Annotated in this window: 19 protein-coding genes, 1 pseudogene and 1 CRISPR repeat array; of the genes and pseudogenes, 4 read left to right on the top strand and 16 right to left on the bottom strand. The window is 64.2% G+C overall.

The annotated features are described in order from the left end of the window. Nucleotides 1-78: 78 nt before the first annotated feature. Both LCC91_RS13890 and LCC91_RS00200 read left to right on the top strand, forming a co-directional pair. Nucleotides 79-135: pseudogene (locus LCC91_RS13890) on the top strand (type II toxin-antitoxin system ParD family antitoxin); the annotation flags it as partial. Nucleotides 136-181: 46 nt separating this feature from the next. Next, entirely contained in the window at nt 182-646 is a 465-nt protein-coding gene (locus LCC91_RS00200) for a hypothetical protein (protein WP_052231547.1), read from the top strand. Between the two features lie 1,672 nt (nt 647-2,318). Here LCC91_RS00200 and LCC91_RS00195 read toward each other — a convergent pair. Beyond that, the gene (locus LCC91_RS00195; RefSeq protein WP_224440968.1) at nt 2,319-2,762 is read right to left on the bottom strand and encodes a FlhC family transcriptional regulator; all 444 of its coding nucleotides are present in this window, start codon (nt 2,760-2,762) and stop codon (nt 2,319-2,321) included. A 93-nt stretch (nt 2,763-2,855) separates the two neighbouring features. Here LCC91_RS00195 and LCC91_RS00190 point away from each other — a divergent pair, with 93 nt between their 5' ends. After that, nucleotides 2,856-4,352 carry an IS5 family transposase gene (locus LCC91_RS00190; protein ID WP_318010116.1) on the top strand — a complete coding sequence of 499 codons (1,497 nt, stop codon included), beginning with the start codon at nt 2,856-2,858 and terminating at the stop codon, nt 4,350-4,352. Nucleotides 4,353-4,514: 162 nt separating this feature from the next. Here LCC91_RS00190 and LCC91_RS00185 read toward each other — a convergent pair whose 3' ends face one another. From LCC91_RS00185 to LCC91_RS00115, 15 genes are all read right to left on the bottom strand, one after another. Next, nucleotides 4,515-6,587, bottom strand: a complete 2,073-nt coding sequence (locus LCC91_RS00185) for a CRISPR-associated ring nuclease (protein ID WP_052231696.1) — start codon at nt 6,585-6,587, stop codon at nt 4,515-4,517. 121 nt (nt 6,588-6,708) lie between these two features. Then, a complete protein-coding gene (gene csm6 / locus LCC91_RS00180; protein ID WP_043702698.1) occupies nt 6,709-7,842 on the bottom strand; it encodes a CRISPR-associated ring nuclease Csm6 in 1,134 nt (377 codons plus the stop codon). Nucleotides 7,843-7,847: 5 nt separating this feature from the next. Next, complete coding sequence (locus LCC91_RS00175) at nt 7,848-9,020, bottom strand: Card1-like endonuclease domain-containing protein (protein ID WP_082007669.1); 1,173 nt, start codon at nt 9,018-9,020, stop codon at nt 7,848-7,850. Nucleotides 9,021-9,022: 2 nt separating this feature from the next. After that, the gene (gene csx16 / locus LCC91_RS00170) at nt 9,023-9,331 is read right to left on the bottom strand and encodes a CRISPR-associated protein Csx16 (RefSeq protein ID WP_043702701.1); all 309 of its coding nucleotides are present in this window, start codon (nt 9,329-9,331) and stop codon (nt 9,023-9,025) included. Between the two features lie 22 nt (nt 9,332-9,353). After that, on the bottom strand, nt 9,354-9,707 hold the full coding sequence (locus LCC91_RS00165) for a CRISPR-associated endonuclease Cas2 (protein WP_082007670.1): 354 nt from the start codon (nt 9,705-9,707) through the stop codon (nt 9,354-9,356). Further along, the gene (gene cas1, locus LCC91_RS00160; RefSeq protein ID WP_143898319.1) at nt 9,707-10,672 is read right to left on the bottom strand and encodes a CRISPR-associated endonuclease Cas1; all 966 of its coding nucleotides are present in this window, start codon (nt 10,670-10,672) and stop codon (nt 9,707-9,709) included. Before cas1 ends, LCC91_RS00165 begins: the two co-directional genes overlap by 1 nt. A 12-nt stretch (nt 10,673-10,684) precedes the next feature. Next, nucleotides 10,685-10,966: a CRISPR-associated endonuclease Cas2 gene (gene cas2, locus LCC91_RS00155; RefSeq protein WP_143898317.1), complete on the bottom strand. Its 282-nt coding sequence runs from the start codon at nt 10,964-10,966 to the stop codon at nt 10,685-10,687. Nucleotides 10,967-11,206: 240 nt separating this feature from the next. Then, nucleotides 11,207-12,581: direct repeats of the CRISPR family, unit length 36 nt; unit sequence GTCTCAATCCCTTTGATTTCAGGGCTTCGGTCTAAC. A gap of 90 nt (nt 12,582-12,671) precedes the next feature. Continuing rightward, nucleotides 12,672-13,646: a CRISPR system precrRNA processing endoribonuclease RAMP protein Cas6 gene (cas6, locus tag LCC91_RS00150; protein ID WP_143898315.1), complete on the bottom strand. Its 975-nt coding sequence runs from the start codon at nt 13,644-13,646 to the stop codon at nt 12,672-12,674. Further along, on the bottom strand, nt 13,643-15,238 hold the full coding sequence (locus LCC91_RS00145) for an RAMP superfamily CRISPR-associated protein (protein WP_143898313.1): 1,596 nt from the start codon (nt 15,236-15,238) through the stop codon (nt 13,643-13,645). The genes cas6 and LCC91_RS00145 overlap by 4 nt, the downstream gene beginning before the upstream one ends. Continuing rightward, nucleotides 15,235-16,170, bottom strand: a complete 936-nt coding sequence (gene csm4, locus LCC91_RS00140; protein WP_143898311.1) for a type III-A CRISPR-associated RAMP protein Csm4 — start codon at nt 16,168-16,170, stop codon at nt 15,235-15,237. Before csm4 ends, LCC91_RS00145 begins: the two co-directional genes overlap by 4 nt. After that, nucleotides 16,167-16,895, bottom strand: a complete 729-nt coding sequence (csm3, locus tag LCC91_RS00135; protein WP_043702716.1) for a type III-A CRISPR-associated RAMP protein Csm3 — start codon at nt 16,893-16,895, stop codon at nt 16,167-16,169. Before csm3 ends, csm4 begins: the two co-directional genes overlap by 4 nt. Before the next feature lie 11 nt (nt 16,896-16,906). Further along, nucleotides 16,907-17,386 carry a type III-A CRISPR-associated protein Csm2 gene (csm2, locus tag LCC91_RS00130; protein ID WP_143898309.1) on the bottom strand — a complete coding sequence of 160 codons (480 nt, stop codon included), beginning with the start codon at nt 17,384-17,386 and terminating at the stop codon, nt 16,907-16,909. A gap of 11 nt (nt 17,387-17,397) precedes the next feature. Further along, nucleotides 17,398-20,154: a type III-A CRISPR-associated protein Cas10/Csm1 gene (cas10, locus tag LCC91_RS00125; protein ID WP_224440967.1), complete on the bottom strand. Its 2,757-nt coding sequence runs from the start codon at nt 20,152-20,154 to the stop codon at nt 17,398-17,400. Beyond that, on the bottom strand, nt 20,151-22,868 hold the full coding sequence (locus tag LCC91_RS00120) for an AAA family ATPase (protein ID WP_052231688.1): 2,718 nt from the start codon (nt 22,866-22,868) through the stop codon (nt 20,151-20,153). The genes cas10 and LCC91_RS00120 overlap by 4 nt, the downstream gene beginning before the upstream one ends. Further along, the gene (locus LCC91_RS00115) at nt 22,865-23,998 is read right to left on the bottom strand and encodes a metallophosphoesterase family protein (protein ID WP_043702600.1); all 1,134 of its coding nucleotides are present in this window, start codon (nt 23,996-23,998) and stop codon (nt 22,865-22,867) included. The genes LCC91_RS00120 and LCC91_RS00115 overlap by 4 nt, the downstream gene beginning before the upstream one ends. Nucleotides 23,999-24,042: 44 nt before the next feature. Between LCC91_RS00115 and LCC91_RS00110 the strand changes: the two genes are divergently transcribed. Further along, nucleotides 24,043-24,186 (top strand): DUF1810 domain-containing protein, encoded by a 144-nt coding sequence (locus LCC91_RS00110; protein ID WP_143898306.1) that lies wholly within the window; start codon nt 24,043-24,045, stop codon nt 24,184-24,186. Nucleotides 24,187-24,529 lie beyond the last annotated feature (343 nt).

Below are 24,529 nucleotides of genomic sequence, written 5' to 3'. Positions count from 1 at the left end.
CGGTTTTCGGGGGCAGCATCAAGTAAAGCGCCGAACGAAGGAGCCGACGAACGACATCGGTCTAACCCAGATCTTGACCAGGGCCGCTTCCACAGCATCAGCGAGGTAATCCGCGCTGGACTGCGTCCGCTCGAAGAACCCCACTCAACAGGGGCAAGGTCAATCCAGAGGAGGCGACGCGATGGCCCAACGGGGACGCCCAGCCAAGCGCAAGGCGCAGGATCGGGTTGTCTTGCAGCGCTTGACGCTGTCGCACCCGAGCGCGACGTGGGCAGCGTTGCGAGACGAGCTGCACGCCCACACCGGGGTGTGGGTGCACGAGCAGACGCTGCGCACGGTACTGACAGACATGGGCATCGAGCGCAGGCGCGGCGCTGAGGACGCGCGCGTAGTGGCCCGCGAGTCCGATAAGCGACGCTACGGCTACACAGCGGCACATCCGCGTCACACACCCGAGCAGACCTACCCGAGCTGTCGGACCGACGTCGAATGGGAGCTGGTCAACGATTTGTTTGACAACGAAGGCGCCCGTGGTGCGCCACCGCGCTATGCGCGTCGGCTACTGATATCGAGCGTCTTCTTTGTCCATCCCGGCTGGATGCCAGACAGGTCAAAAAGCTCAATCTTCACAGCGCCGAATCAATAAAACCCCATGGACCGTCTTGTCCAACCCTCATCACTCAGCGGATGGATGCATGAAAGGCACAAAGCCAGCCATGAAAGTCCGGACGATAGAGCGCGGCGTTAGAACCTGCACAACGGTTGCGCTGCTCATGGGTTGCGGGGCACCGTAGCCGTCGAAGGACCACGGCAGACAACCTCGAGGCGACAGCAGATAGGCAGATCCATCGACCGCGAACATCGTCCCAACCGGCAGAGCTGCAATGGGCGCGGCAAAAGTCATTTTTTCTCTGTCACGAGTCACACGCTCCGCGTGTAAAATTTTGTCTATTTGGGCCATCCGGCAGACGACAAAATCCCCCAATTCAGCAGCATTTGCTCGTAGCCACACATCCCGGAAAGAGTTGCTACGCTCCCTCTGGCAATACGAGCATGGCCGATGCCCCGCAGAAAAGGCGGTTGCCTCATCCAAAAAAAAGAGCTCGGAGTAATTTCCTGGCGAAAATGGCCTGGGACGCCTAATACCCTTAAAAGCCAACAGACAGGTGACCCAACGTTTGTGCGCCCATTGACGAACGATTTGGTTATTGCCATCATGCAATATACCACGGTTTCCCATCCTGGTCGACGCCTTCGAGGAATGGGCATGAAGTTTCCCCCATGGGTCGACACGGTTCTGAAGCGGCATTGAAACCTCCCAAAATAAAGGCAGCACACCCAATCAAGGGACGCCTTCGGTTAGCCCCCACAGGGATAATCGTGACGTCACCGGGAACGCCGGGGAGTGAAATGTCTCTTATCGACCCTCAACTCCCCGCCAAATTTCGCCACCAGCGCCGCGAACGCGAACCGAAAGACATGGCTTCGGCCAGGCTCTGGCGGCCATTCAACACGTTGAAAACCCCTCTCACGCAGAGTTCATCAGACCGCCCCTTTGCATCTATTCATGAAAAGCCAAAGCTTCGTGAATCCGCTCGAAAGATGCTTTCAATATCGACCGCCAGCATGAAGACAAAATAGCAATACGAAAGAGAAAGCCCAAAAGCGTTGGGGCTGTCAGGTATCTTTTTCGATACGGGTAGCCTCCCCCATCAGCGCACGATACCATCTTGTTGCGAATTTTGCCTTATCTTCTTTTTGACGGCACCATACAAAATGACAGCAAAGATCCAGAATGCGACATTCGCACCATAGAATAAAGCTTCTGCCAGACCCATCTTCTTCAAACCCGTTTTGTTTGCTCAGCGCGACGATCGACGGGGCATCAGGTTGATCGGCAGCGGTCTTCTCGCAGCACCATCCAGATCACGGCACAAAAAATCCAAAAGAGAATATGCGCACCGATGACGTACCACATGACAAGCCCCCTACAACAGCCGCTATTGCCGCTACGAGTTCTTTTTGACAGGATATTTTTTGTGCGCGTAAATCAATAGCATAGAAAAAACGATCGCCAGCGAGGAGATAATCAAGCCAATCATGCGGGAAATGCTATCCCGCTCGGCACGGCACGTCAAGACACGCAGGGGGTGACACGCAGGGGGTGACACGCAGGGGGTGACGCGCCGGGGGGAGTGCGGCGGGGCCTCACCGGAGCTGGCAAGGCTCGGTGGCCGTCGTGACGGGTGCCGTCGACGACCGCGGGCGGCTGCGTGAGGGCTTGGCTGGGCGGCGTCGGCGGGAGAGCGCTGACCGCTTCAGGCAATTTGGGTCGAGAGCGCCGTGCCGATCGCCCCCGGCGTGCGTCCTTTACCCGCTCTTGCCGGCGGCTTGCACAGGCCGCAGACGTAGTGGCGCGCGTTGATGTAGGGGTCGGCCACGAAGTGGCCACCGCAGTGCGTGCAGCGCGTGCGCACGAGCATGCCCGCATCCATGAAGCGCGCCAGCCGCCACGCGCGCGTGAAGCTCAGCAGCGGCTCGATGCCGCACACGCGCATCTGCTCGGCGTAGAGGCGATACGCCTTCATGATCGCGTCGATGTCGTCCAGCGCCACGGTCTTGACGAGCGACTGGCGGATGTTCTCGAAGAGCGAGGCGTGGATGTTGGGCTGCCACTGCAGGAAGTAGTCCGTGGAAAACGGCAGCTGCCCCTTGCTGGGCGAGCGGCCCGTGACCTCCTTGGTCGCCCCTGAAATATTCATAACAGCATGATTTTTCTTGTGTTATTGTCTGTTTGCGAGTACAATTTCCCCCAGATTTGATGGTCTGATGCGCCGTTTTCTGGGAGTTTTGCGATGTTTGCCTGCCCCGCCACCGAGGACTTCTTCCGCGCCCGGCTCGATCAGATGATCGACCTGCGCCATCCGCTGGCGGTGTTGTCCTCACGCATGCCGTGGCAGGAGTTGGAAGCAAGGCTGTCGCACCTGTTCATGCGCAAAGCGCGCGCAGGTGTCGCGATGCCCGATCTGGACCTCTTTGGCGAATCTCCGGTGCGCGCAGCTCGGGCGTCCAACGCAGGCCGACCCCGCGTGCCGCTGCGCGTGATGATCGCGCTGCTGTATCTGAAGCACGCCTTCAACGAGTCGGACGAAGGGGTGGTCGAGCGCTGGGGCGAAACCCCCACATGGCAGTTCTTCTCGGGGCGGGCGTACTTTGAACATCGCCGGCCGTGCGACGCCACGACGCTGGTGAAGTTTCGCCGGCTGCTGGGCGAAGAAGGCGTGGAAGAACTCTTGGCGCAGACCATCAACGTGGCGGTGGAAACCGGACTCATCAAGCCGCAGGAACTCAAGCGCGTGGTGGTGGACACCACCGTACAACCCAAGGCGGTGGCGCACCCCACCGACAGCCGGCTGCTGGAGACGGCACGCACCAAGCTGGTGGAGGCGGCCAAGGCCGCCGGCATCGCCTTGAAGCAGACCTTTGCCAAGGAAGGCAAGGAGCTGGCCCGCAAGGCAGGACGCTATGCGCACGCGCGGCAGTTTGCGCGCATGCGCCGGGTCATCAAGCGCCAGCGCACGATCGTGGCCAGGCTGCAGCGCGAGATCGAGCGCAAGGCCAGCCGCCTGGGGCAGGCCATCCAGAGTGCTCTTGGCCACACCCTCAACAAGGCGGCGCGTCTGGTGGCGCAGACTGCCAACCGAAAGACCGCCGACGGGACTCGAAAGCTCTACGCCTGGCACGCGCCGGAGGTGGAGTGCATCAACAAGGGCAAGGCCCGCTGCCCTTACGAGTTCGGCGTCAAGGTCGGCATTGCCAGCACCCTGAAGCACAGCCTCATCGTCGGAGCCCGGGCCTTCCATGGCAACCCCTACGACGGGCACACGCTGCAAGCGCAGCTGGAGCAGGCCACGATCCTGATGCAGGACACTGGCATCAAGCCCAGCACAGCGTTTGCCGATCTGGGCTACCGCGGGGTGGAAGCCGACATTGCGGATGTGCGCCTGGTGCACCGCGGCAAGATCAAGCGCCTCACGCAGCAGGAGCGCAAGCTGCTCAAGCGCCGCCAGGCCATCGAGCCGGTCATCGGGCACTTGAAGCAGGATCACCGCATGGACAGGTGCCACCTCAAGGGCGAGCAGGGTGACCGGCTGCACGCGGTGCTGTGCGCGGCGGGCTACAACATCCGCTGGCTGCTGCGCATGATCGTCAAGAAGGGCATCACCTTCTTGGCTCAGCTTTTGTTGCGCCTGCGCATGGCGTGGGCTTTGCGTGCCGTTGGGGCTGGATGGTCGCCAAGATCCCGGCCGATGGGAACGCAACTCGCTTCAATCCGGCTGGGCGTGGCTTGAAATGAATTTTTCAGGGGCGACTTTTTAGCCGCACAGATGGCAACTGTGATAGAGGCGATCACCTTTTACATGAAACTTTAAAGCCTGTGTCCCATTGAAAACCCGTCGGCAGTTTTGCGATCGACGCCGATCATAATCATTCCGTCGCTCCTCTGCGTACCGTCAACTGGCAAACAAACCAGGCTCCACCTCCGCGACCCGCAGCACCTCCGCCACGATCTTCGCATCCGCCGCGTGCATCAACTCCTGGCGATCGACAGCCGGGAGAAAGCTGCGTGCAAACGACTGGTACATCAATGTCAACGCCTCCCACAGCGTCAACCCTCCTGGAGTCAGCCGGGAAGCAACCACGTATTCGTTGGCAAGTGTCGTGCGAGAGATGCCGGGGTTATCCGTGCACAGCGTCAAGGGCAAGCCGGCGTCCAGAAACTCGCGCAGGGGGTATACGTTGCTGCCTACCACCTGCCGGGCCATGTGCGCGGGTAGACTGGAATCATTCAACTGGGGATCATCAAATCCCACCACCTCCATATTGGAGGTCGGGCAAAGCTCCAGGCAGATCCCCCGCTCACGGAAACGAGACATCAACCGCCGATTGTCAGCCAGCGTCAATCCATGGCCGATCCGATCCGCATGCAAATGGTACGCCGCCTGCCAAATATTGTCAGCGGGCTCGTCTTCACCCGCGTGAACGGTAACGAACAAACATTCCCGGAAGGCCGGCTCGAACCACTGCGCCCATTTTTCCGGTTCACTGGTGCGCTCGTCCCCCGCCAAGTCAACACCCAACATAAATCCCGGAAACTCCCGCTGAGCCTGCACAGCCGCCTCAATCACCCCTTTGGCACGCCCGGGTTGTCGCCGGTCCAATATCCAGACGAAACCCACACGCAGAGCCGGCGCTGCCGTTGCGTTACCGACAACGCGCGGTGGACTGCCACAGCCGACGTCAGCCCCGGCCGCCGTCAACGCTGCATGCAGATCGCGAACGAATGCCACCGGATCGTGCGGCGCGTATTTGTGCGGGCTCCCGCGCAGTTCAACCGCCGCCAATCCTTCTGCGGCCGCTGCAGCGACCACCTCCTGCGCGTACGGCCGCAGCGCCGCCGCGCACCCCAGGACAGCGCTGCCGCTGAGCTCACCCGGGCGCTCGTATGCGGCAAATCCCGCCGGGTGGCGCCGCTTGAGCGCCCAGCGCGGTCGTGTCGCGCCATAAAGCGCGGCCTCGAGCAGCGCGTCTTCGGCGTGGACCAAAATCGCCGCGGACAAGGCCGCACGGCGGTCCCCACGTAACAAGTCGGGCCAGTTCCAGGGCCAATCACCACCCCGCTTGAGCAGCGGGGTCACTTCGTGCAACGCCTGCGCCCGGGCGTCAGCATCCAAGCTCTCCCAGATCGCCCGTCCCACGCGTCGCTGCGCGGCGATATCCAAACAGCCGCCCAAGTGACGATGCAAATCCACCTTGGGTAGAGCCCGCAAGAGCCGTTCGTGCTGTGGCCCGACACGCGTCGCGCGCAGCGCATCGATCACGCCTGGCGGCAGGCGCAGAAGCCCCGGCCAATTTGCCAGCTTGTCCCCGCTCGTTACCGTCGACAGGTAGTTGCGAACGAGCTGAGCACCCTGGCGCTGCCGGTGCTCCAGTTCATCCGCCAGCCAGGAGGCGTTTGCTGGTGGCGACCAACGCAGCACGCCTTGCGCAAGCGGCAATGGAAAATGTTCTGTGTCGACACGCACCCCGTCGATGGGCACATCCAGCGTCTCATCGCGCTGCCCGCGTCCCACCACCACCGGCATCACCGCCACCGCAAGGTCCTCTGGCAACGGCTGGGCAAACAACGCTGGCTCCGGCCGTTGCGCGAGCGCTTGGGGTAACGGCTCTGGTCCCACCACGTGCAGCCACGCGTGTGCGCCGAGTACCGTGCCTGCCATCTGCATATCGGCGCTCATCGTCTTGCGCCCGCCCGCCAGCGAAAGCAGCACCTGCCCTCCTTGCGCCCAATCGTGGGCCGCCAGGGTTGCGCGCAAGATCAACTCCCGCAGCAGCTTGCACTCGTGGGCGGTGGCCAGCTGATCCGTCCCGTCCGCGATCCACACGCGCAGCGCCATATCGGCACCCAACAGAGTCCACCAGGCCTGCAACTGCTCGAGTGATTGAGCCGTCTTGGCGCCGCCGGTGGTCAACACCCACAGCTCATCGGGCGGCATCAGCCCGTTGTCGCGCAACTGGGCCTCCATCTCGGCGCGCCTTGGACTTCGGGCGTAGAGGGGCAACACGTCGGGTGCAACGAACCCCAACACCTCGGGGATCACTCCCCAGCTGGCACCCAACGTGCACAAGAGAATATGACGCCCTCGTTCAGCGCGCTGCATCTTCGAGCTCCACACACATCGGCGCCAACGTCAACCCGCAGCGGGTGTACGGCCGCTTTCCGGTCGAGCGAATGCAATACGGCTGCGCGGCCGCCACGCCCAAGTGCCGTTCCAGCAACCGGTTCACCTTGGCATTCTTCTCCCGGAAAAACGCCTCGCCGATCCCACCATCGCGCACCAACAAGCGGTTCAGCCGCTCGGGCGCGTCGCTGCCGGGACCGCTCACACGCCGGTACGCCCCCAGGAGCGCCGACACATCCAACTCGTCAGGCCGCACCATGCCGTCCACTCCCGATCGCAGTACACACGCTCTCGCCAGCGTCCAATACCACGCCCACAGCAGCGGCGGCAAGCGAACCGCAACCCCTGCCGCAATCACCGTTCGTTGTGCCGGCACAAAACACAAACGCGCCGGTGCCATGTGCGCTGCGGCCCGCTGCACCGCCTCCCGAAACGAGATCTCCCCGCTTGGCCATCCCCCCGGCACCCCATAGCGCAGACGGACGAACGGAATCTCCGCCAGCTCGATACGCGCGTCAGCCGTGGTCGCCGGCCGCGCGCTCGCCCCCACGAACAACACGCGTGGCTTGGCCGGCGGATAGAAAAAGTCTGGCAGCGCCTCGAACGGCTCGTTCACCAACACATGCGACAGCCGATCCTGCTCGCGGCCGAACAACGACAGCGCGTAGCCCATGTAGTACCCCATCGTCTTGCGCCCGCCAGCTATCGACACGTGCACCGCGGCCTGCTCATCGGCGCACAGATTCCGCACAAACCCCGTGATCGCATCCGCCGCCAGTGCGTTCTCGCTTGGCGTGCGGATATCCTGCACCGCACGCCCCTCCCCATCGGTGATCACGGTATTGTCGTCTTCACTGAAGCGGATGCGCCCCTGCAATCCGTACTCCTCGCACATCCGCCGAAACTGCCCACTCTCGGCGTCCAGCAGTGTCAGCCGGGCACGCAGGGCGCCTTCGGCGGTCGTCAGCAGCTTGATGTGCGTCGGCACCCATGCCGGCTTACGCGCCAGCGCGAGGGCATAGACCGTTTCCGTCACCACCTGGGGCGTCAGCCCCACCGCCATCGCCAAAATCCGCCGTGGATACTCGTGGGGCTGCATGGCGCTCACCGCGTTCCAATCCAGCGCAACAGCTCATTGCGCAGATTGGCGATTGCACCCCCCACCACCGTGCGGATTTTCAGATCCGCCGCACGCTGACGGTCACCATCGGACAAGCGCCGGTAACTCACCAACATCCCGCGCGTGTTCAACCCACCCAAGGCGGTGAGCGAATCCAGCTTGTAAACCGCTTCAGCGGCGCTATGCCGCTCGCGGAAACTGCGCGTCTTGCATTCCACGATGTGCAGCCGATGCCGTGCCAAAAACGCCACATCCAACTCGTTGCTGCCCGCGTCGCCCCGCAAGTGATTGTCCAGCGTGCGCACCTTCAGGTTGACGGCCAGATCCTGTATCCGCGCAGCCGCCCGCACCTCTTCTGCCACCGCAGCGACGTGCTCCTCCAGCCACCCGCCGTTACAAAAAAACCGTGCCTCCTCGTCCGCGAAGCGCACCCGCCGGCCATCGAACGTCAAAGCCCCGGCCGTGGCGAACTTGTCCAACAAGGCGGCAAAACCGGGATGCGCCAAGTCGCGACCGTCCACCTCCACCACCAGATCCTGCGCCGCCTCGCACTGATGGGCGTACCAATTGAGCCGCCCCAACCCCTGCTCCAGCGCCGACGCCTGCGCCACCAGCTCCTGCGTCAACGCGCGCAGCGCGGCGGGCAGCCGCCTCGGACTCGGCCGCTCCAGTACCGCCCAGCCATGGGCGTGGAGGAACCCCTCCAGCCGCATCCGCCCGTTCAGCGGCGTCGGCGGCTGCCGCGGCGTCAGCCAGAGCAACTCATCACGCTCGTGATGCACATAAAACACCGGCAGTTCGGCCAGCGCAAACGCCTGCTGCGCGGCCATCGCCATCGGCTTGGTTCCCCCTGTCACGTTCAATGCCACCCCACGCCCACCGTCGGGCTGCTTGTCCAACCACCCCAACAACAGGTCGGAGATGCCATGCATATCCCACGCATCGGGGATCGACAGCGTTTCGACCGCGATACCGCGCGGCCGGATCACATCGGCCAGCCACTGCGCGCGCTGCTGCATGTCCTCGCTGACCAACATGACCACGCGCTTGGGGGCTGTTGCCGTGTCCAGCAGCGGCAGCAGGTTCGGCGTGGCCTGTGCCGACACCAGGCACACATGCGTATGGGCCCTCGGCTCCCCCAGTGTCTGCTGTGCCATCGTTACGCCTCCACCCGCCTGACCTCATAACGGACGAAGCGGGCACCGGCGGCTTCCAGCTCATCGGCCGACAACTCCACACCACGGTGCTGCGGCGATGCCGTCCACTCCAAACACCAGAACTCCGCACCAACCGCGCACACCTGCGCCGCCAACCAGTACGGCAAAGTGCCATACACCTTGTCACCTGGCGCAACCGGCAACACCTGCGCGTGCGGCAGCTCGTGATGCCAGCGCACCCCCTGCCGACGCGCGAACTCGCGCGCCCCCGCGTGGCGCGTCACCAGCCACACCGCGGGTGTCCTCGCCATCGATACCTCCTCTGCCCTGGTCTCAGCGATCAGCCCATCCCCGCGCCGACGCGGCCCCTACCGCCTCGTGCGCCAGCCCGTCCCACAAAAATGCGGCGGGCAGGGCCGACCACTGAATCCCCTGCGGCAACACCGGCGCACCCAAACGCAACCGCAGCCCCCGTGCCGGAATCGCGTACACCCGCAAATCGTCCTCCCCCTTCTTCAGCAGCACCCCGACATCCGCCAGACACTCGACCCGCTGCGCCGGCGTGCCGTGCATCCAGAAAACGCTGTACTCAATCGGCGTCGCGTAACGCAACATACGCCGGTGCACCCGCACCAGCCGGCGCGGGTCGCGGATATCGTACGCAATCAGCCACGCCCGCGGTTGCATCACGAACCCGCCACCGGTTGCTCTGGCGGCTCAACATCCGCCACGATCGCCTTGACCAGCGCCGCACACGACACCTGCAACGCCTGGCGCAACCCCTCAACCGCCGACTCCCAGGCGCGGTAAAAGCGCTCGCGCCCCGCCTTGCCCAACAAACACGCCCCCTGCACCGTGCTGAAGTGGGCTGGCTCCAACGTACGCTCACGAAACAGGCGCACCACCAACCGATCCACCCCCACGCGGTGCGGCTCCACCAGATCACACGCCAGCGACTCGCGCCCGAAATCCAGTTCGTGGAAAAAACCCACGTACGGATCCAGCCCTGACGCGTACGTCTGCAGCACCGCCTCGGCATGCAACAAAGTGTAGCCCAGCGACAGCACCGCATTGACCGGGTCACGCGGCGGCCGTCGGTTACGCCCCGAGAAATGCAGCGACGGGGCGAACAGCACCTGCAAACCGTTGAAATACGCCTGCGCCGCGGCCCCCTCCAACCCCCGCAATGAACCCACCGTCGGCGCCGACGCCACCCCCTCCACCGCCGCAGCCACCCGCTTGGCCGCCGTGCGCAACTCATATCGGTGCATCAAATCGCGCTCTGCCCACTCCAGCAAAAAGCGCTGCTGCGCCGCCGCCTTACGCGCCACCAGCTCCCGCGCCACCGTCAAGCGAAACCCCGCATCCTGCGCGCGCTGCCACTGGGCCAAGCGCCGACGCGCATCATTATGTGGCCGCCCCATCAACAGCGACGGCTCCGCCTTGCGCCCGCTGAGCACCACCACGCCGACGCCCGACTCCCCCAGCTTGCCCAGCACGCTGGCCTGCAGCGTGACGTCCCCGCGGAGGATCACCCGCTCCAGCGGCCCGAGCGGCACGCATGCAACACGCGCCCCTCCCTCTTGAAAAACCAGAGTCCCACCGTCCACACGCAGATGCACGCCCTTGCGGTCCACATACAGCGTCGTCATCGCACACCTCCACTACGCCACCACGTGGGGCCCACCCTGCCACGGCTGCCCGCGACCCAACCCCTCGCGCGGCAGGCGCGGATCGAGCGCAATCACATGCACCCGATCCGTCTGCGGATCAATCAACCGACGCAACTGCTCAACGGCGTCGGCCACCTCGGCCAACGTCATCAGACACTCAAACACCGACTTCTGCCCCTCGACCCGATACGTCGCCAACAAGCGCTGCACCCGCCGCCGCCGACGCGAGCACGAAACGTCGTAACAGAACAGATAGAGAGACCGCTGCGTCATGGTGAACTCACCGCAGAACATCGACTGACGCAACCAATATACCGCCACCCGGACCGCGACACCCAAACGACAACGTTGCCACTTCGGCCAACAGAACTCGTACCCGTACAGCCTGCGCGACCCGGCAACGTCGCCGCCAAACCCATCGCCGCCGACCCCATATCAGCACCGACCAATCCTTTTGATGTCAGGACATCGACCAAACCAGAACAACGCGGCATCGCGTCACATTGTTCCATTGTCTCAATCTCTTCGATTTCAGGGCATCGGCCTAACCGTGGACATTGTGACACGATGTCACAATGTCCATCGCCTCAACCCCTTTGATTTCAGGACTTCGGTCTAAAGGGGACATTGTGACATTGTGTCACATTGTCCCCTCGCCTCAACCCCTTTGATTTCAAGGCTTCGGTCTAACCTATGAATCCGACGGGACGGGCGCGACGAAGTGGACCAGTCTCAATCCCTTTAATTTCAGGGCTTCGGTCTAACTGGCCGAGCCGCGTCGTCTAAGCGGCTTCGGCGATGTCTCAATCCCTTTGATTTCAGGGCTTCGGTCTAACGTGCAATGGATCGTGGTGGGAGATCGTGTGTACTGGGTCTCAATCCCTTTGATTTCAGGGCTTCGGTCTAACACTCCATGAATTTGCAATCGGCAACATCGACCGGTCTCAATCCCTTTGATTTCAGGGCTTCGGTCTAACAATTACGAGGGCGAATGGCGGTTCGCCCGGACGGTCTCAATCCCTTTGATTTCAGGGCTTCGGTCTAACTTCTGACGACGTCGAGGACGAGCAATGACGGCGAGTCTCAATCCCTTTGATTTCAGGGCTTCGGTCTAACAGTTAACAACGGTTCAATAGGAGCAAAGACATGGGTCTCAATCCCTTTGATTTCAGGGCTTCGGTCTAACAAATGTCCGCTGCCAACGTCATGCCGCTCAACGCGTCTCAATCCCTTTGATTTCAGGGCTTCGGTCTAACAATATACTCTTAGAAAACAAAGAACAGATCTTCCTGTCTCAATCCCTTTGATTTCAGGGCTTCGGTCTAACAAATTTGGTATCATTAAAAGATATTAACGATATAGGTCTCAATCCCTTTGATTTCAGGGCTTCGGTCTAACCGTATTTTAAAGAGATAACAGTAGCCGGGGAAAAGTCTCAATCCCTTTGATTTCAGGGCTTCGGTCTAACTGACTGGTATAAAGCGCTGGCCTATATCCAGGACGTCTCAATCCCTTTGATTTCAGGGCTTCGGTCTAACGATCTGAAAGAGGTGGATGTTCCGGTGATTGGGGTCTCAATCCCTTTGATTTCAGGGCTTCGGTCTAACATCATCAATAGACCAAGTATACTTTGGAGCATGAGTCTCAATCCCTTTGATTTCAGGGCTTCGGTCTAACGGTCCGCTCGCGGTATATCGCGCATACTCTCAGGGTCTCAATCCCTTTGATTTCAGGGCTTCGGTCTAACCACGTCTTTATAAACAAACGATACCTTTGCTCGTGTCTCAATCCCTTTGATTTCAGGGCTTCGGTCTAACCGACAGGTCTGTATGTGGTAGCTGCCGACATAGGCGTCTCAATCCCTTTGATTTCAGGGCTTCGGTCTAACTGCAGACCGTCGAATATACGTTAACATTCAACGTCTTGGCAACACGCTTGCGAATTTTTCTGTGGCGCGCCAGGGCTTTCTGAAAAGTGATCATAATGATATCAACCGGTACCCCCCCATTCCCATCGTGGCGTTCTTGCCGATGTGTAGCCACTGGCACAGCCACAACCACGGCCACATGACGGCAACGTTGCCACTCAAGCGCCACCGGCCAACGACGCCGCCGAGTGTCATTTCTTGCTTCTGGCGCGAGGAGTAACGGGTCCAGTCGCGCCACTGCAGCTGACTGCGGTCGTCCGTAATTGCCGGAATGGCTTGCAGTAGTTGGCCAACAGGCGGAAGTCCCTCGATTTTGCTGCCAAGGTAGAGATCCTGCAACAAGGTGATACGGCGCGCGGCAGTCAGCAGCAACGCACGCGGGCTGAGCGCCGCTGCGGGCAGGGGTTTGCCGTTGTGCTGCAGGCGCATCGGTGTTTCGATGTCCAGGCATACCTCACCCGTTTCCGCGGGTGGATAAGCCGGAACATACAGCCCGGCGTCGTGTTCCGTGACCCGCGCTTGACCGGCCGACCAGACGCTGACGGACTCGCGTTCCCCGGACCAGTGGACGGTCTGTAGCGCCGCGGGGATCCGGCGCGGGCCCAAGCCATGTGCGAGCGCGCGCTGCCAAGCATGGATGATAAGGGGAAGGTTGCGCAGGGTGTCGGCCCCGACGAGCACCATGTGAAACGCCAGGGTTTCACCACGCTGTAGTCGCCGTCTGCCGGGGGCCGGAGGCTCGATCACGTAGGGGTTGGCCACCTGGTTGAAATGCTGCGGCAGTGACGTGGCCCGCGGAGGCGCCTCGAAGATCGCGGGATAGGGGCAGGTTTGGTACAGCGGACACGGCGGGCACTGCGGCATACCGGTCATGCAGCACAAGCGGCGCAGCGCCGCACCGAAGATGCCCCGCAGGAGGCTGCCAGCGTATTCCGGCAAGAGCAGGTCGTCGCTGACGGTTACCGTGAATCGGTAGCGGGCGATCGGCACGGGGACCGTGCTGGAAGGCGGCGATGCGTCGGTCATGTGGATGCGCCGAGTCGTTGTGCGGCCTGGCGGATTTCCTTGGCTTTGCCGGCGAGGTCGATTTTCTCTGGCACCAGGGTAGTGAGCAGCTGGGCCAGCGCGGCTTTATCCTCGGCGGACCAGGCGCTGTCCTGCTCCGCACGCTGGATGAGGGCGCGGGTGATTTGGTAGAGCTGCCCGCTCACGGGTTGCTTGCGCGCCGCGGTGTGGCCGAGCAACTGCTTGCGCAATGCTTCAACCTCCCGACCCTGGGGGGTGAGGGCGGCAAGCCGCGCGGCCTCCTGCTCCGCGGCCTCTTGCGCGCGCTGCGCAGCGGTGCGCCGTTCGGCCTCGGCCTGTTCGGCTGCGACACGTTGCGCTTGGAGCGCTTCGCGCAACTGGCGCAGCTGCTGCCGGGCGACCGTGACGTCCGGTTTGGGCTGGTTGTCGCACCACTGTCGCAGTGCTGGCAGCGGCTGGCCTTGACGGTGCAGCAGCACCCATCCAAAGGGCAGCATCTCGCTGCGGGCGTTTTCTTCGCGGGCGGCGAGCCATAGGGTGGTGGAGGTCTTACCGCCGGTCTTGAGCTGCCGCACACCATCGAGCGTGACGTTCTCAAATCCGCTGTGGCGTCCGATGCGCAGCAACACGGCATCCCCCGCGGCAAGAGGCGCTTCGAGTTGGCGCAGGAGCTGGCGCACACGCTGTATCCACTGCGGTGCCGCCAGGCACCGTTCTTCCAACAGATCCAGTTCCGCCTTCAGCCGCGGCAGGTAGTAAGCGTTGCAGGCCCCGGCCACCGAGCGCCATCCCGTCAAGCGACTCTCGGGCACGGGGAGTTCGCCAGGGGCGTGCTTCATTTGCGGCTGTTGGATCGTGACGTCGGTCACCAGGGCCGCATACTGCGCCGCAACGATGGCCTCTCGCCGCGTCGTGGGACCTTTGGCGGCCCGGGGTTCGCCGCTTTTGGATAGGACCAGACGCTTTTTGTGATTGGTGCTGAAGACGATTTCCGATAAAACGTCCTCGCCCATGGCGTCCGAGACGGCCAGGAAGCGGAAGGGATCGGTGTGGAATGCTCCTTGGAGCAAGCGCGTTTCCAGTTGCTTGGCATTTCCATCGCCACCCGCGGCCGCTCCCGCGTTGAGTTGGTTGAGCCACGCGGTGCGGATGGCCCCTTTGATGCTGGAGCCAGGCAGGTAGGGCACCCCGGTGTGGGGGTGATGGGCCGTTCGCTCGATGGAGAGCTGGTTGACGATGGTCTTTCCGCCGCCTTGTACGGCCGCGGTGCGGCCCACACGGTCTTCATACTCCCGCTGGACAGCCGGCGCAACCGGTATCGCCAACCTCGCGGTGGCCATACACAGCCGGGCGCGTTCGGCAAAGAACCGCTGAACGGCCAGGATGGCGTCGGCCCCCGGGCGATTGGCGCGCGCGAGCAGGTCTTGGCGGTCGTCATCCGTCAGCGGGATAGCCGCCGGATCGAAGGCGTAGAGCCAGCCGTCTTGCATGACGTAGCCAGTGGGGACGAAATCTTCGCCACAGCCCACGTGCACGGGGCTCAGTGGCGTGACCGCCAGCGCGATGCGTTCGGTTCGAAGGGCGCTGTTCATATCGTGGATTCAGCGTACAAGGGTTGCACGGGCGCGTAGCCTTGATGGACGGTGGCAGGCAGTGCACCCGAGATCCGCTGTTGATCGCCCCCCAGCCCGCGACCGAAAAAGGGCAAGGTCCAATCCCCGTGCGCGGCCCACACTGCACCCGTTGCAGCCAAGAGAATCGGCCGCTTGAAGGGTCCACCACCGCCGCCGAGTGCCGCACTGCCGCCATGGCGGCCAAAGCGGGTGACGGGCAGCCAGCGACACAGTTCGGTTTGCAGCACTGCGGGGTCGGGCGCACACGGTGCCACGGTCATGAAGTAGCGGGAGGCGGGCGGCGCTGTTTTTTCCGTGACGGAGACGACGTCGAATTTGCCGAGCCCGGTGGAGGCGTCACGCCCAAACCCGGTGGCACCGACATCGGCCAGCAGCCGCTGGACGTCCTCGGCACGGATGCGCTGCGGGTCGTAAACGAGGTGAACGTCGACGCACGCGCCCGGGGCGTACCCCCGCAGTGCAAGCTGTCGCGGCGCAAAGAGTCCGCTCCCTGTGGTGCCGGTGAGGCGGTTGATGGTGTTTTGCGTGCGGGCCGTATCGCGGCTGATGGAGACATCCGCGGCCAACCCCAGCCACTGCCGCAACGGCTGTTGGACACCCGACAGCGGCAACCAGCGTTTGCGCCGTTCTTCCTTGCGAATTCTGGGATCCAGCGCCGGCTGCACCGAGGCCGTGGTGGGCAGCGTGGGACGCGGCAAATAGCCGGACGGAAACCCGTCCGACACGACGAGGAACGGCCGGTCGGCGGTGTAGCCCTCCAGCGCCGCGCGCAAGGCGGCTTCACCGTGCCGCAATCGCAACGCCCAGCAGAGATGCCCGAACATCGTGTCGCCCGCCATCGGGGTGCCGAAGGGCGTGAGGGGCCGCAGCGTGACGAGCAGCGTTTTCATGCGGCGAAGGGGTCGATTTGGTCAAACTCGGCCTGGATGTCGCGCCCATCGAGCTGCAGGTCGCGGAACTTGACCTTGCCGTAGCCGCGCGAACCGGAGCCCCCCAGGCTGTCGAGCTCCAGCAGCCGCATGCCCTGCAGCACAACCCGCCGCAGGTCTGCCCCGTCGTTGCGGTCGATGTTGAGGACTTTGATGGAGAGGCGAAACTCGAACAGCGCGCCAGCCGGCACACGCTCGGTTTGGCGCGGGTGTTCTGCCACCCCTCTGATGCGGTCGATGCGGTTCTCGGTTTTGACCTCTGTGAGCAGAAGGTTGTCGTCTTTGATACGCCTCACCCACTCGGGCTTGAGTGGCGCATCCCAGAAGGACAGGCGCGTCGGGCCCAGCTCGGCCGCTTGTGCTTCGCTCAACTGATCGCCACCCCCGACGCCGAAGAGCTGCAGGATGTCGCGCACGAGCGGACGGTTGGGGTGCTGTTTCATGTCGGCCACGCCGAGTGGCTCGGGACGCACGGCACCGCTGCGCCACTCGAGCAGGCTGCGGATCTTGCCTTTGAGGCTGGAGCCGGGGATGTAGGGCTTACCTTCGTCGTGTGCGTTACGGATGACTTGGTTGTCGACACCGCCGATGCGGATTTCCCCTTCGCTGGCACCGATGCGCATGCCAGACAGGAGTTCGATGGTGCCGCTCAGGCGCTCGATGCGCAGCAGTTGGAGTTGGCTCATGATGGGGCCCCTTATTTGTTGTTGTACACCTTGTAAAACGCCATGAAGGCCTCGAAGAACAGCTTGCCCAGGCGCAAGCGCTCGGCGCTGGTGCATTGGTCGAGCAGATGCCGCAGGAAGGCCTCAAAGTTTTGATCGACGTGATCGCGCCCTTTGGCATAGGCGACCTTGGCTTTGAGCATCATCACGAACGGCAGGTAGTGCTGGAACCGCTCTTCGGAGTTGCCGACCTTTTCCTGCCACATGACGAACTCGTCGTAGAAGCGGCGTAGCTGCGAGGACTTGTTCTTGGTCGTGCTCGCCCCTGCGGCGACTGCTTGCGCAATCCGTTCCGCAACATCGGAAAAGAGCTGGGGATTGAGCTTGTCGTCGAACCGCAGGTCTTTGAGGTCAACGGTCGGCGCCCGATCCCTTTGCCCATCCGGAGCCCCCCTACGGTCTTGTGAAGGTCGTCCCGCATAGTGCGTTGCGCCGCGGTACTGCATGTTCATGTGGCCTCCTTTCAATGCTCGCGGTGACGGTACAAATGGGTGAAGAGCGGAATGCGGTATGCCCCCCGCAGCCGGGCAATGCCGTCTTCCGCAATCTGTTGCATCAGGGTGTTCTGCCAAGCCCGGCGTGCGGCTTCGTCTTTGACCTCGCGCTGTAGCAGGCGGCGTGTGCGGTAGGCCAGCCGCGCCCGCCAGATCGCGGCCTTGACGTCGCCTTTGTCTTGGGCTTCGGCCATGTCCACAAAGGACAGCAGTCCGTACACGTAGGCGGTGGGCAGTCCCAGTTCGGCCCGCAGTTCGTCGAGCTTGGCAGCCATGTCCTGCAAAAGGGGCCAATCGCGGTTGCCAACCGTCTCGCCAAAGCAGGTGATGGCGTCCTTGCCGTCACGGCGTTTGGACTGGGCCAGGGCTTCCTCGGCGGACTCGGCCAATGTCTGTATGGGTGCGCCGGGTTTGATGTTGACGATGCCCACCGAAAAGTGAATGCCCGGATTGTGGGCGACATATTGCGTAAAGGTCTCGCGCATGCGCTGCACCAAGCGCTGGATGGTCTGCCACGGCCCGAGTAAGAAAAAGTCGTCCCCTCCGGCAAAGACGGTGTAGACGTGGGGAAACTCCCGCGCCAGCATCCACGGCAGGTAAATAGCAAAGTAGGCGTTGACCTGGCGGGACAACGAGGCCCACTTGGCAAAGCTGGGCTGCGCCAGGCCGACACGGAAGATCTCCCCGAGGTCGTCGATATCGCCCTTGAGGGCAGCCAGCGCCACCACGCCCTTCCACTGCCCATCGGCGTCGAGGGCAAGGTCCTCGCATGCCAGCATGTCCAGGGTGCGCAGTTCACCGGGCTTCGGAAAGGCGTCGTCATCCCGACGGTCGTCCCCATCACCTCGGCCGCCACCGTCAAAGCGGTATTTCCCCGCGGGCCATTGCTCATCTGGCCCCACCCGCGGAACGTAGCCGCTGACAAAGCGCCGCGCATATCCCCCAAACAGCGGTTGTGTGCCGCCTTTATCGTCCGCCGCCGGCAGCGAGTAGTCCCAGCAGCGGCGCAGCGCCCCCTGCCCCACCAAGTTGCCGAATTGGCCGGTGACATCCTGCGCCCGCGTGAACGCAAGGCGGTAGCCAAACAGCTCGGTTTCCAGCAAACGTACGTCTGCCGACGCCTGCAAAGCGTCTTGCATCCCGTCGGCCAGCACGAGGAGACGGTCATACCCCTTGACGATGGCCTCGCCAATGGCAATTTGGTCACGCGACAGCGCGCAAGAGGCGATCTCTACCCCGCCGGGCAACGTGTCAGTCCGGTCAGCCGGCAAACGCCCGTTCCAGCCGCAAGGACCATGGGAGTAGTCGGCATCGGAGAAGACCTGGGCACCCTGCTGCGCAAGGTCGAAGCGGCGGTACTTCTCGCGCTCGAGACTGGCGTGCAGCCGTTCCAACATCCGCGTGAAAGGGGTCGGTTCATCTGGGGATTGCGCCTTGCGCAGCAGGTCGCGACAGGCCGCAGGTTCCCACGCCAAGCCAATTCCGGCCAGACCATAGGCTTGTTGCTCGAACCACCGATTGAGTTCGACGCGGATGCGGTTCAGAGCCTCACGTGTGTCGGCCGTGTTGGGGGCCACAATCAAAAACTTGCCCGCTGCGTTGATCACCATGCTGGTGGACGGCAGGCCCAGGGCTTCCAACACGTGCAGCGCCGCCACCTCGGTAAAGAGCGAAACCTGCAGCGACCGCCCCCGAAGGAGCTTGGCGATTTGACGCCGGGTCTGCCCGCCCGCCGCAAAGATGAAATCCTGTATGCCGAAAAAGTCCCCTTGCACGAGCAGCAGCTTGGGCTCGTCGAAATCGCTGCGGTCGCGCAGCCGTTGTGCGGCGCGTTCGTCGGTTTGTTGGTGGGCTTCGTGCCAACGCCACAGGGCGGCCGCAAGGGCGGCCGTGGTGCGCGAATGGTCGTACAGCGACACCTCTGGCCGCACGTTGAACGCCGTGGCGGAAGGGATGGCGTGCGCGGCGGCCAGCCAAAGGCTGTCAAAGTGGTCAAACCACAGCGCCAGTTGGGCACGGTGGCTGCGCGGAATCGTTTCGATGGCCTGCGTAAACCAACGCCAAACGCGGGCGTATTGTTCCCGCGCAACTCCGTCGGCCGACGGCTCGCAATCTTTTGCCAGCTTGGGAAAAATCGCCTCGGGCGTCAGCGGCTCCAGCGGGTATCGCCACTGCAGCGCCCGCGCACCAGGCGCCCCGCCCTGCGCCTCGGGACGAATTTGTTCGAAGAGCGTCAGCAACCGGGCTTGATAATGGTTTTTACCGGTCTCGGTCTCGTCGCGGGATGCGTTGTACTGGTCAAACTCCTCGCGCTCAAAACCAGACGCCACCCGATCGGCGGTGGCGATGATCCATTGCAGGAAGGTGGTGGGCCTGTGGTGTGCGGCCGCGGCGTTGACCAGGGAGTCGGTGGGCTCAACTTCAGACAGTGCCGCATCGCCGCGTTTCTGCCGCCCGACAAACGGGTAGCTGTCCGCCAACAGCATGTCGGGCAAATGCCGCTCCAGCAGATCGATGGCCAGCGCGGTGTGAGCGGCGTGTCGATGGCTGAACCATTTCCCGGCAGCGTGATAAGGGGAATAGAGCTGCAAGTTCACTTCCAGCCGCGGATCATCCGCAAACACGCCGGCCCGCTCGGCAAACTTGCCGATGTCATGCAAGTAAGCCGCCAATGCGACACGGGTTGTCGGATCGAGAAGGGGGTGTGCAGCCATGGGTTTGTTCAACTCGCCTGAATATGCTGTCGTCCGTCAAAGTATGCCGCATCGATAGGGTCAACCGCCGCATTGGCAACGTTGCCATTTGGAGTTACCGCCATGATGCGATCGAGCTGCACGACGTGGGCCCCCACGTCCATCCAGTTTTCCGGGTGGCAGCTCAGTAGGATGACCTGGTGGCGCTGGGCGGCGTCGTAGAGGATGCGCTTCATCTGCGCCAGGCGCTGGCGGTCGCTGTGCACGAGCGCGTCGTCCAGGATGATGAGCGTGGGGTGTCCCGCGGCCTGTAGCAAGTCGGCGTAGGCCAGCCGGCTGATGAGGCCGAGCTGCTCCTGCGCGCCAAAGCTCAGATCGAGCAGCGCGGTGTACTCGCCAGCGCGCTCCACGCCTTGCGGCAGCAGCGCGTCGTCCAGCGTCGCGCGCGCGCCCGGAAACAGCAGCCGCAGGTAGTGGTGGATACGCTCGAGCAGCGGTTGCTGCAGGCGGCGCTTGCGCTCGTCGCGCTTGGCGATGAGTGTCTTGTGCAGCAGGTCGAGCGCCCGCGCGCGGGTGTCGAGCTCCTGGTGGCGGCGCTCGGCGGCTTCGAGCTGGGCGCGGCATTGTTGCCATTGCTCTTCCAGCCCCTGCGCGCCCAGGGTGTCGAGCCTGGTTTGCAAGCGCACGATGGCGTCGCGCCGCTGCGCGGCCTGTGTGCGCAGGGTCTCGAGGCTGCGGCTCAAACGCTCGATATCCTGCCGCAGCGCCTGCGGCTGCAGCGCAGCGATTTGCGCCCCGAGGTCGGCCAAGCGTTGCGTGAGTGCCGCGCGCTCGGCGGCGATGGTGTGCAGCCGCTGGCGCACCTGCTGGTCTTCGCCGCTGTCGCGCGCCAGGGTCAGGGCCGCCTGCAGCCGTTGCCGCTCTTGGGCGAGTTGTTCGAGCCGCACATCCGCGGCCACGAGTTGTTGGGCCAGCAGCCGTTCGGCCGCTTCGAGCTGCGCGACGGTCTGGTTGGCTTGTTCGACCTGCGCTTCGATCGGGGTGCCGTCGGCGTCGGCGGATTCGTCGTGCGCCGGCATGGGCAGCGTGTCCAGGCGCTGGCGCAGCTGGGCCACGGCGGTTTGCGCGCGTGCCACGTCTTGCGCCAGGGCGTCGAGCCCGCCGGGGGCGAGCCACTGCAGCGTCTGCCGGGTGTGGGCAAGCTGGGTCTCGAGCTGCTGGCACTGGGCCGCGCGCTGCTGGGCGTGGGCGACGTCGGCCAGGCCGTGCTGTTGCAGCAGCTGGGCGAGTTCGGTCGCGGCGGCTTCACGCTCGCGCGTCAAGGCGGCGATATCGCTGCCACCGGGTTCGATGTGCAGCCGCCCCACACCGGGGATGTCCAAGGTTTGCCCGGCGGTGATGAGGCATTCGCCCTCGCCTTCCAGACGGGTGTCCGCAAGCGTAACGGTCACACCGGGGGCGAGGGTGTAGCGCAGCCGCGTGGCGGCGGCTTGCAGCCGGATGTCGAACTCGCGCAGGCGGGTTTGCCGCGCGACGATGGCGTCGAGCACGCCGGCGGGCAACGCCAGGCGCTGCAGCTGCGCCTGCAGGGCGAGCAGCGTCTCGTGGGTCTGCACGGCCCGTTGGTGGGCGGCTTGCAGCCGCTCGAGTTCGGCTTGTGCCTGCTGGTGTTGTTGTTCGAGGGTCAGGCGCTGCTGCCGCTGCTGCCAGCGCGCTTGACGGCCACGCAGGGCCTCAAGCGCTTGGCGCGCGTCGTGTAGGCGCTGGGTCAGCGTTTGGCGCTGGGCGCCCAGCGCCTCTCGCAGGCTTTGCTCACGGGCCAGCTCGGTCTGGCTGCGCTGGACATCGCGCTCGAGTTGCTCGAGCTGGCCAAGCCGCTGTTCGAGCAGGGGCTGCTCGCGCGCCAGGGCGTCGAGGTTGCGTTGCAACGCGTCACGCTCGGTGGTCAACGCCTCGACCTGGGCGAGCTGCTGTTGCGCCGCCTGCAGCGCTTGCTGCAGGGCGAGATCGGGGCGCTCGGCCTGCGCCGCCGCCTCTTCCTGGCGCAGGCGGCTGAGCTGGTCGACGTCCGCCTGGTATTGGGCGACTTGGCGCTGCAGTTTGGCCGCTTCTTCGCGCAGGGTGTCGCGCGCTTGGGCGGCGGCCTTGAGTTCGCCGCGCGCCGCGCCGGTGCCGGTGAGCAGCTCGGCGCGCAGCTGCTCGATGCGGCGCAGCACGGCGTCGCCGACGCTGCTGGTCATGGCGCTGAGTTCGGCCCCGAGGGCGGCTTGGATGCGGTCGCTCGCGTGCGCCACCGGCTCCATGAGCTCCTGCAAGCGCCCCTGCTCCACCCACAGCAGGCCGGGCACGCCCCAGTGCTCGGGCTTGCTCGCGCCGCGGCCGGGGTAGTGGTAGCCAAGCAACGCGGCGAGGCGGTTTTCGGCGTCGTCGTTGCTGTGGTGCTGGGTGCCGACGCGCAGGTCGCAGCGGCGCTTGCCCAGAAACCGCTTGGTGAGTCGCCACGTTTGCCCGGCCCACTCGAAGACGAGCTCGACCTCGGGCGAGGCGGCGCTGTCGCCCCAGGGGCGCAAGTGTTCAACGGTGGTCGTGGTGTAGCGCTCGAAGAAGGCGGTGCGGATGGCGCCGGCGAGCGTGCTCTTGCCGGCTTCGTTGGGGCCGGCCAGCAGGTTGATGCCATCGCTAAACGTCAACGTCAGCGGCTCGCGAAAGCGCCGCCACTGGCTCACGCGCAGTTCGCGCAACTTCACGGGTGTCCCCCTCCCTCTTCACGCAGGATGTCGGCCAGCAGCACCAGCGCGGTGCGGGCGATCTCGGCCTCGGCGCCGCTTTGGCGCTCGCGCAGCTCAGCGATCACGTCGCCGAGGTAGCCGTCGGCGTGCAGCGCGGCCAGATCGGCGTCGGTGGGCTGCAGTTGCAGCTCGCGGCTGTCCAGGCGCAGCGCGCGCACGCGCGCTTGCGCGCGCTGTACGGCCTGCTGCAGCCGGGCGTGGGCGGCCAGGTCCAGCCGCCCGCTCAGGCGCAGCTGCACCACCGCCTGCGCGGGCAGCTCGGCCAGCATCTGCGCGAGCCGATCGGCGTCGCTGGCCACGTCGAGCCGCTCGTGCAGTGCGATCCACGGGTGGCGGGCGATGCGGTACGGGGTGACGATGGGGGCAGCACCGGGGCCGGGCAAGGCGACTTCAAGGACGTTGCCCGCGTCGTTGGCGCGAAACCGATCGGGCTCTGGGGTGCCGCTGTACCAGGTGCGGTCGTTGACGCGCAGGGTGCCGTGCCAGTCCCCGAGCGCCAGGTAGTCCAGCCGGGCGCTGTCGGCGCGCCCGGCAGCGATGGGGTTGGGCGAGTCGATGTCGTCGGGCAGCACTCCCTGTACCGCACCGTGGGCCAGGCCGATGCGCAGCCACCCTTCGGGGGTTTCGGCCCCGTCGAACCAGGCGGTGAGGTCTTCAAAGGTGTGGCGCTGGGTCAGCGGCGCGGGCAGGATGGCCAACCCGCCCACGGCGGCCCCTGGAGTGGGCAGCCGCAGCGGTTGCGGCTGCAGCGCCAGGTGCACGTGCGGCGGGATGACGCCCAGGCGCTGGGCGCGGCTCCACACGCTCTCGGCAAGCGCCGCGTCGTGGTTTCCCGGCAGCAGCACCCAAGGGCCTGGGTAGCCGCTGAGCGCATCGAAGAGCCGCCGGATGGTGCGGTCGGACACCCCCTGGGCGTCGAAGATGTCGCCCGCGACGAGCACTGCGTGCACGTCACGCTCGCGGGCGAGCTGGGCGATGCGCGCGACGACTTCGAGGCGGGCTTCGGCCAGGATCGGGCCATCCTCTGGGCCGAAAGGCTCGAACTGGCGGCCGATCTGCCAGTCCGCCGTGTGGATGAGCGTGACCACGTCACCCTCCCTGATCTTTTTTGGTGTGGCGTTGGGCTTCGTCGTTGAGCGTCCTCATCCTATCAAAGGCTATCGGCCGCTGGCACGAGCTGCAGCGCCTCGTCGATGCGCTGGCTCCGGTGTCTGCGAAGGTGCTCGAGGCCTTCTTCGGTGGTACGCCCGATCCCCTGACGCGGCAGCGGATTTGATGGGGGCGCGACGATGGGTCGCAACGAGCGCTTCTACCGCATCGACGACCTACTGCAAGGCGGGCGGTGTCGATCCACCGGTTTCTTGAGGTGCTGCAGGTTTCGCGCGACGGCCAAGCGCGACATCGAGTACCTGCGCGACCGGCTGGGAGCGCCCATCGTCTGGGACCGGGAGATTGCGCCGATGCGGTGGGAAATGATTCGTCTGCGGGCCACGTGTGGGCCACCGATGGGCCACAACGATGACGAAACGACGGAAGCGACCATCGGTCGCGGATGCAGCTGGCTACCACATGCCAGCTTCACAGCCACCCAAAGAGACTTGTGGGGTGGGTCGGCGAAC

Source organism: Tepidimonas taiwanensis (assembly GCF_020162115.1).
In the GTDB taxonomy this organism is placed as follows: Bacteria; Pseudomonadota; Gammaproteobacteria; order Burkholderiales; family Burkholderiaceae_C; genus Tepidimonas; species Tepidimonas taiwanensis.
This window is presented reverse-complemented; position numbering and strand designations above follow the sequence as displayed.

What these genes read in the sequence shown, in the direction of transcription:
- LCC91_RS00200 (WP_052231547.1), top strand. Translation starts at nt 182, where the DNA reads ATGGCCCAACGGGGACGCCCAGCCAAGCGCAAGGCGCAGGATCGGGTT.
- LCC91_RS00195 (WP_224440968.1), bottom strand. Translation starts at nt 2,762, where the DNA reads ATGAATATTTCAGGGGCGACCAAGGAGGTCACGGGCCGCTCGCCCAGC.
- LCC91_RS00190 (WP_318010116.1), top strand. Translation starts at nt 2,856, where the DNA reads ATGTTTGCCTGCCCCGCCACCGAGGACTTCTTCCGCGCCCGGCTCGAT.
- LCC91_RS00185 (WP_052231696.1), bottom strand. Translation starts at nt 6,587, where the DNA reads ATGGAGGCCCAGTTGCGCGACAACGGGCTGATGCCGCCCGATGAGCTG.
- csm6 (WP_043702698.1), bottom strand. Translation starts at nt 7,842, where the DNA reads ATGCAGCCCCACGAGTATCCACGGCGGATTTTGGCGATGGCGGTGGGG.
- LCC91_RS00175 (WP_082007669.1), bottom strand. Translation starts at nt 9,020, where the DNA reads ATGGCACAGCAGACACTGGGGGAGCCGAGGGCCCATACGCATGTGTGC.
- csx16 (WP_043702701.1), bottom strand. Translation starts at nt 9,331, where the DNA reads ATGGCGAGGACACCCGCGGTGTGGCTGGTGACGCGCCACGCGGGGGCG.
- LCC91_RS00165 (WP_082007670.1), bottom strand. Translation starts at nt 9,707, where the DNA reads ATGCAACCGCGGGCGTGGCTGATTGCGTACGATATCCGCGACCCGCGC.
- cas1 (WP_143898319.1), bottom strand. Translation starts at nt 10,672, where the DNA reads ATGACGACGCTGTATGTGGACCGCAAGGGCGTGCATCTGCGTGTGGAC.
- cas2 (WP_143898317.1), bottom strand. Translation starts at nt 10,966, where the DNA reads ATGACGCAGCGGTCTCTCTATCTGTTCTGTTACGACGTTTCGTGCTCG.
- cas6 (WP_143898315.1), bottom strand. Translation starts at nt 13,646, where the DNA reads ATGACCGACGCATCGCCGCCTTCCAGCACGGTCCCCGTGCCGATCGCC.
- LCC91_RS00145 (WP_143898313.1), bottom strand. Translation starts at nt 15,238, where the DNA reads ATGAACAGCGCCCTTCGAACCGAACGCATCGCGCTGGCGGTCACGCCA.
- csm4 (WP_143898311.1), bottom strand. Translation starts at nt 16,170, where the DNA reads ATGAAAACGCTGCTCGTCACGCTGCGGCCCCTCACGCCCTTCGGCACC.
- csm3 (WP_043702716.1), bottom strand. Translation starts at nt 16,895, where the DNA reads ATGAGCCAACTCCAACTGCTGCGCATCGAGCGCCTGAGCGGCACCATC.
- csm2 (WP_143898309.1), bottom strand. Translation starts at nt 17,386, where the DNA reads ATGAACATGCAGTACCGCGGCGCAACGCACTATGCGGGACGACCTTCA.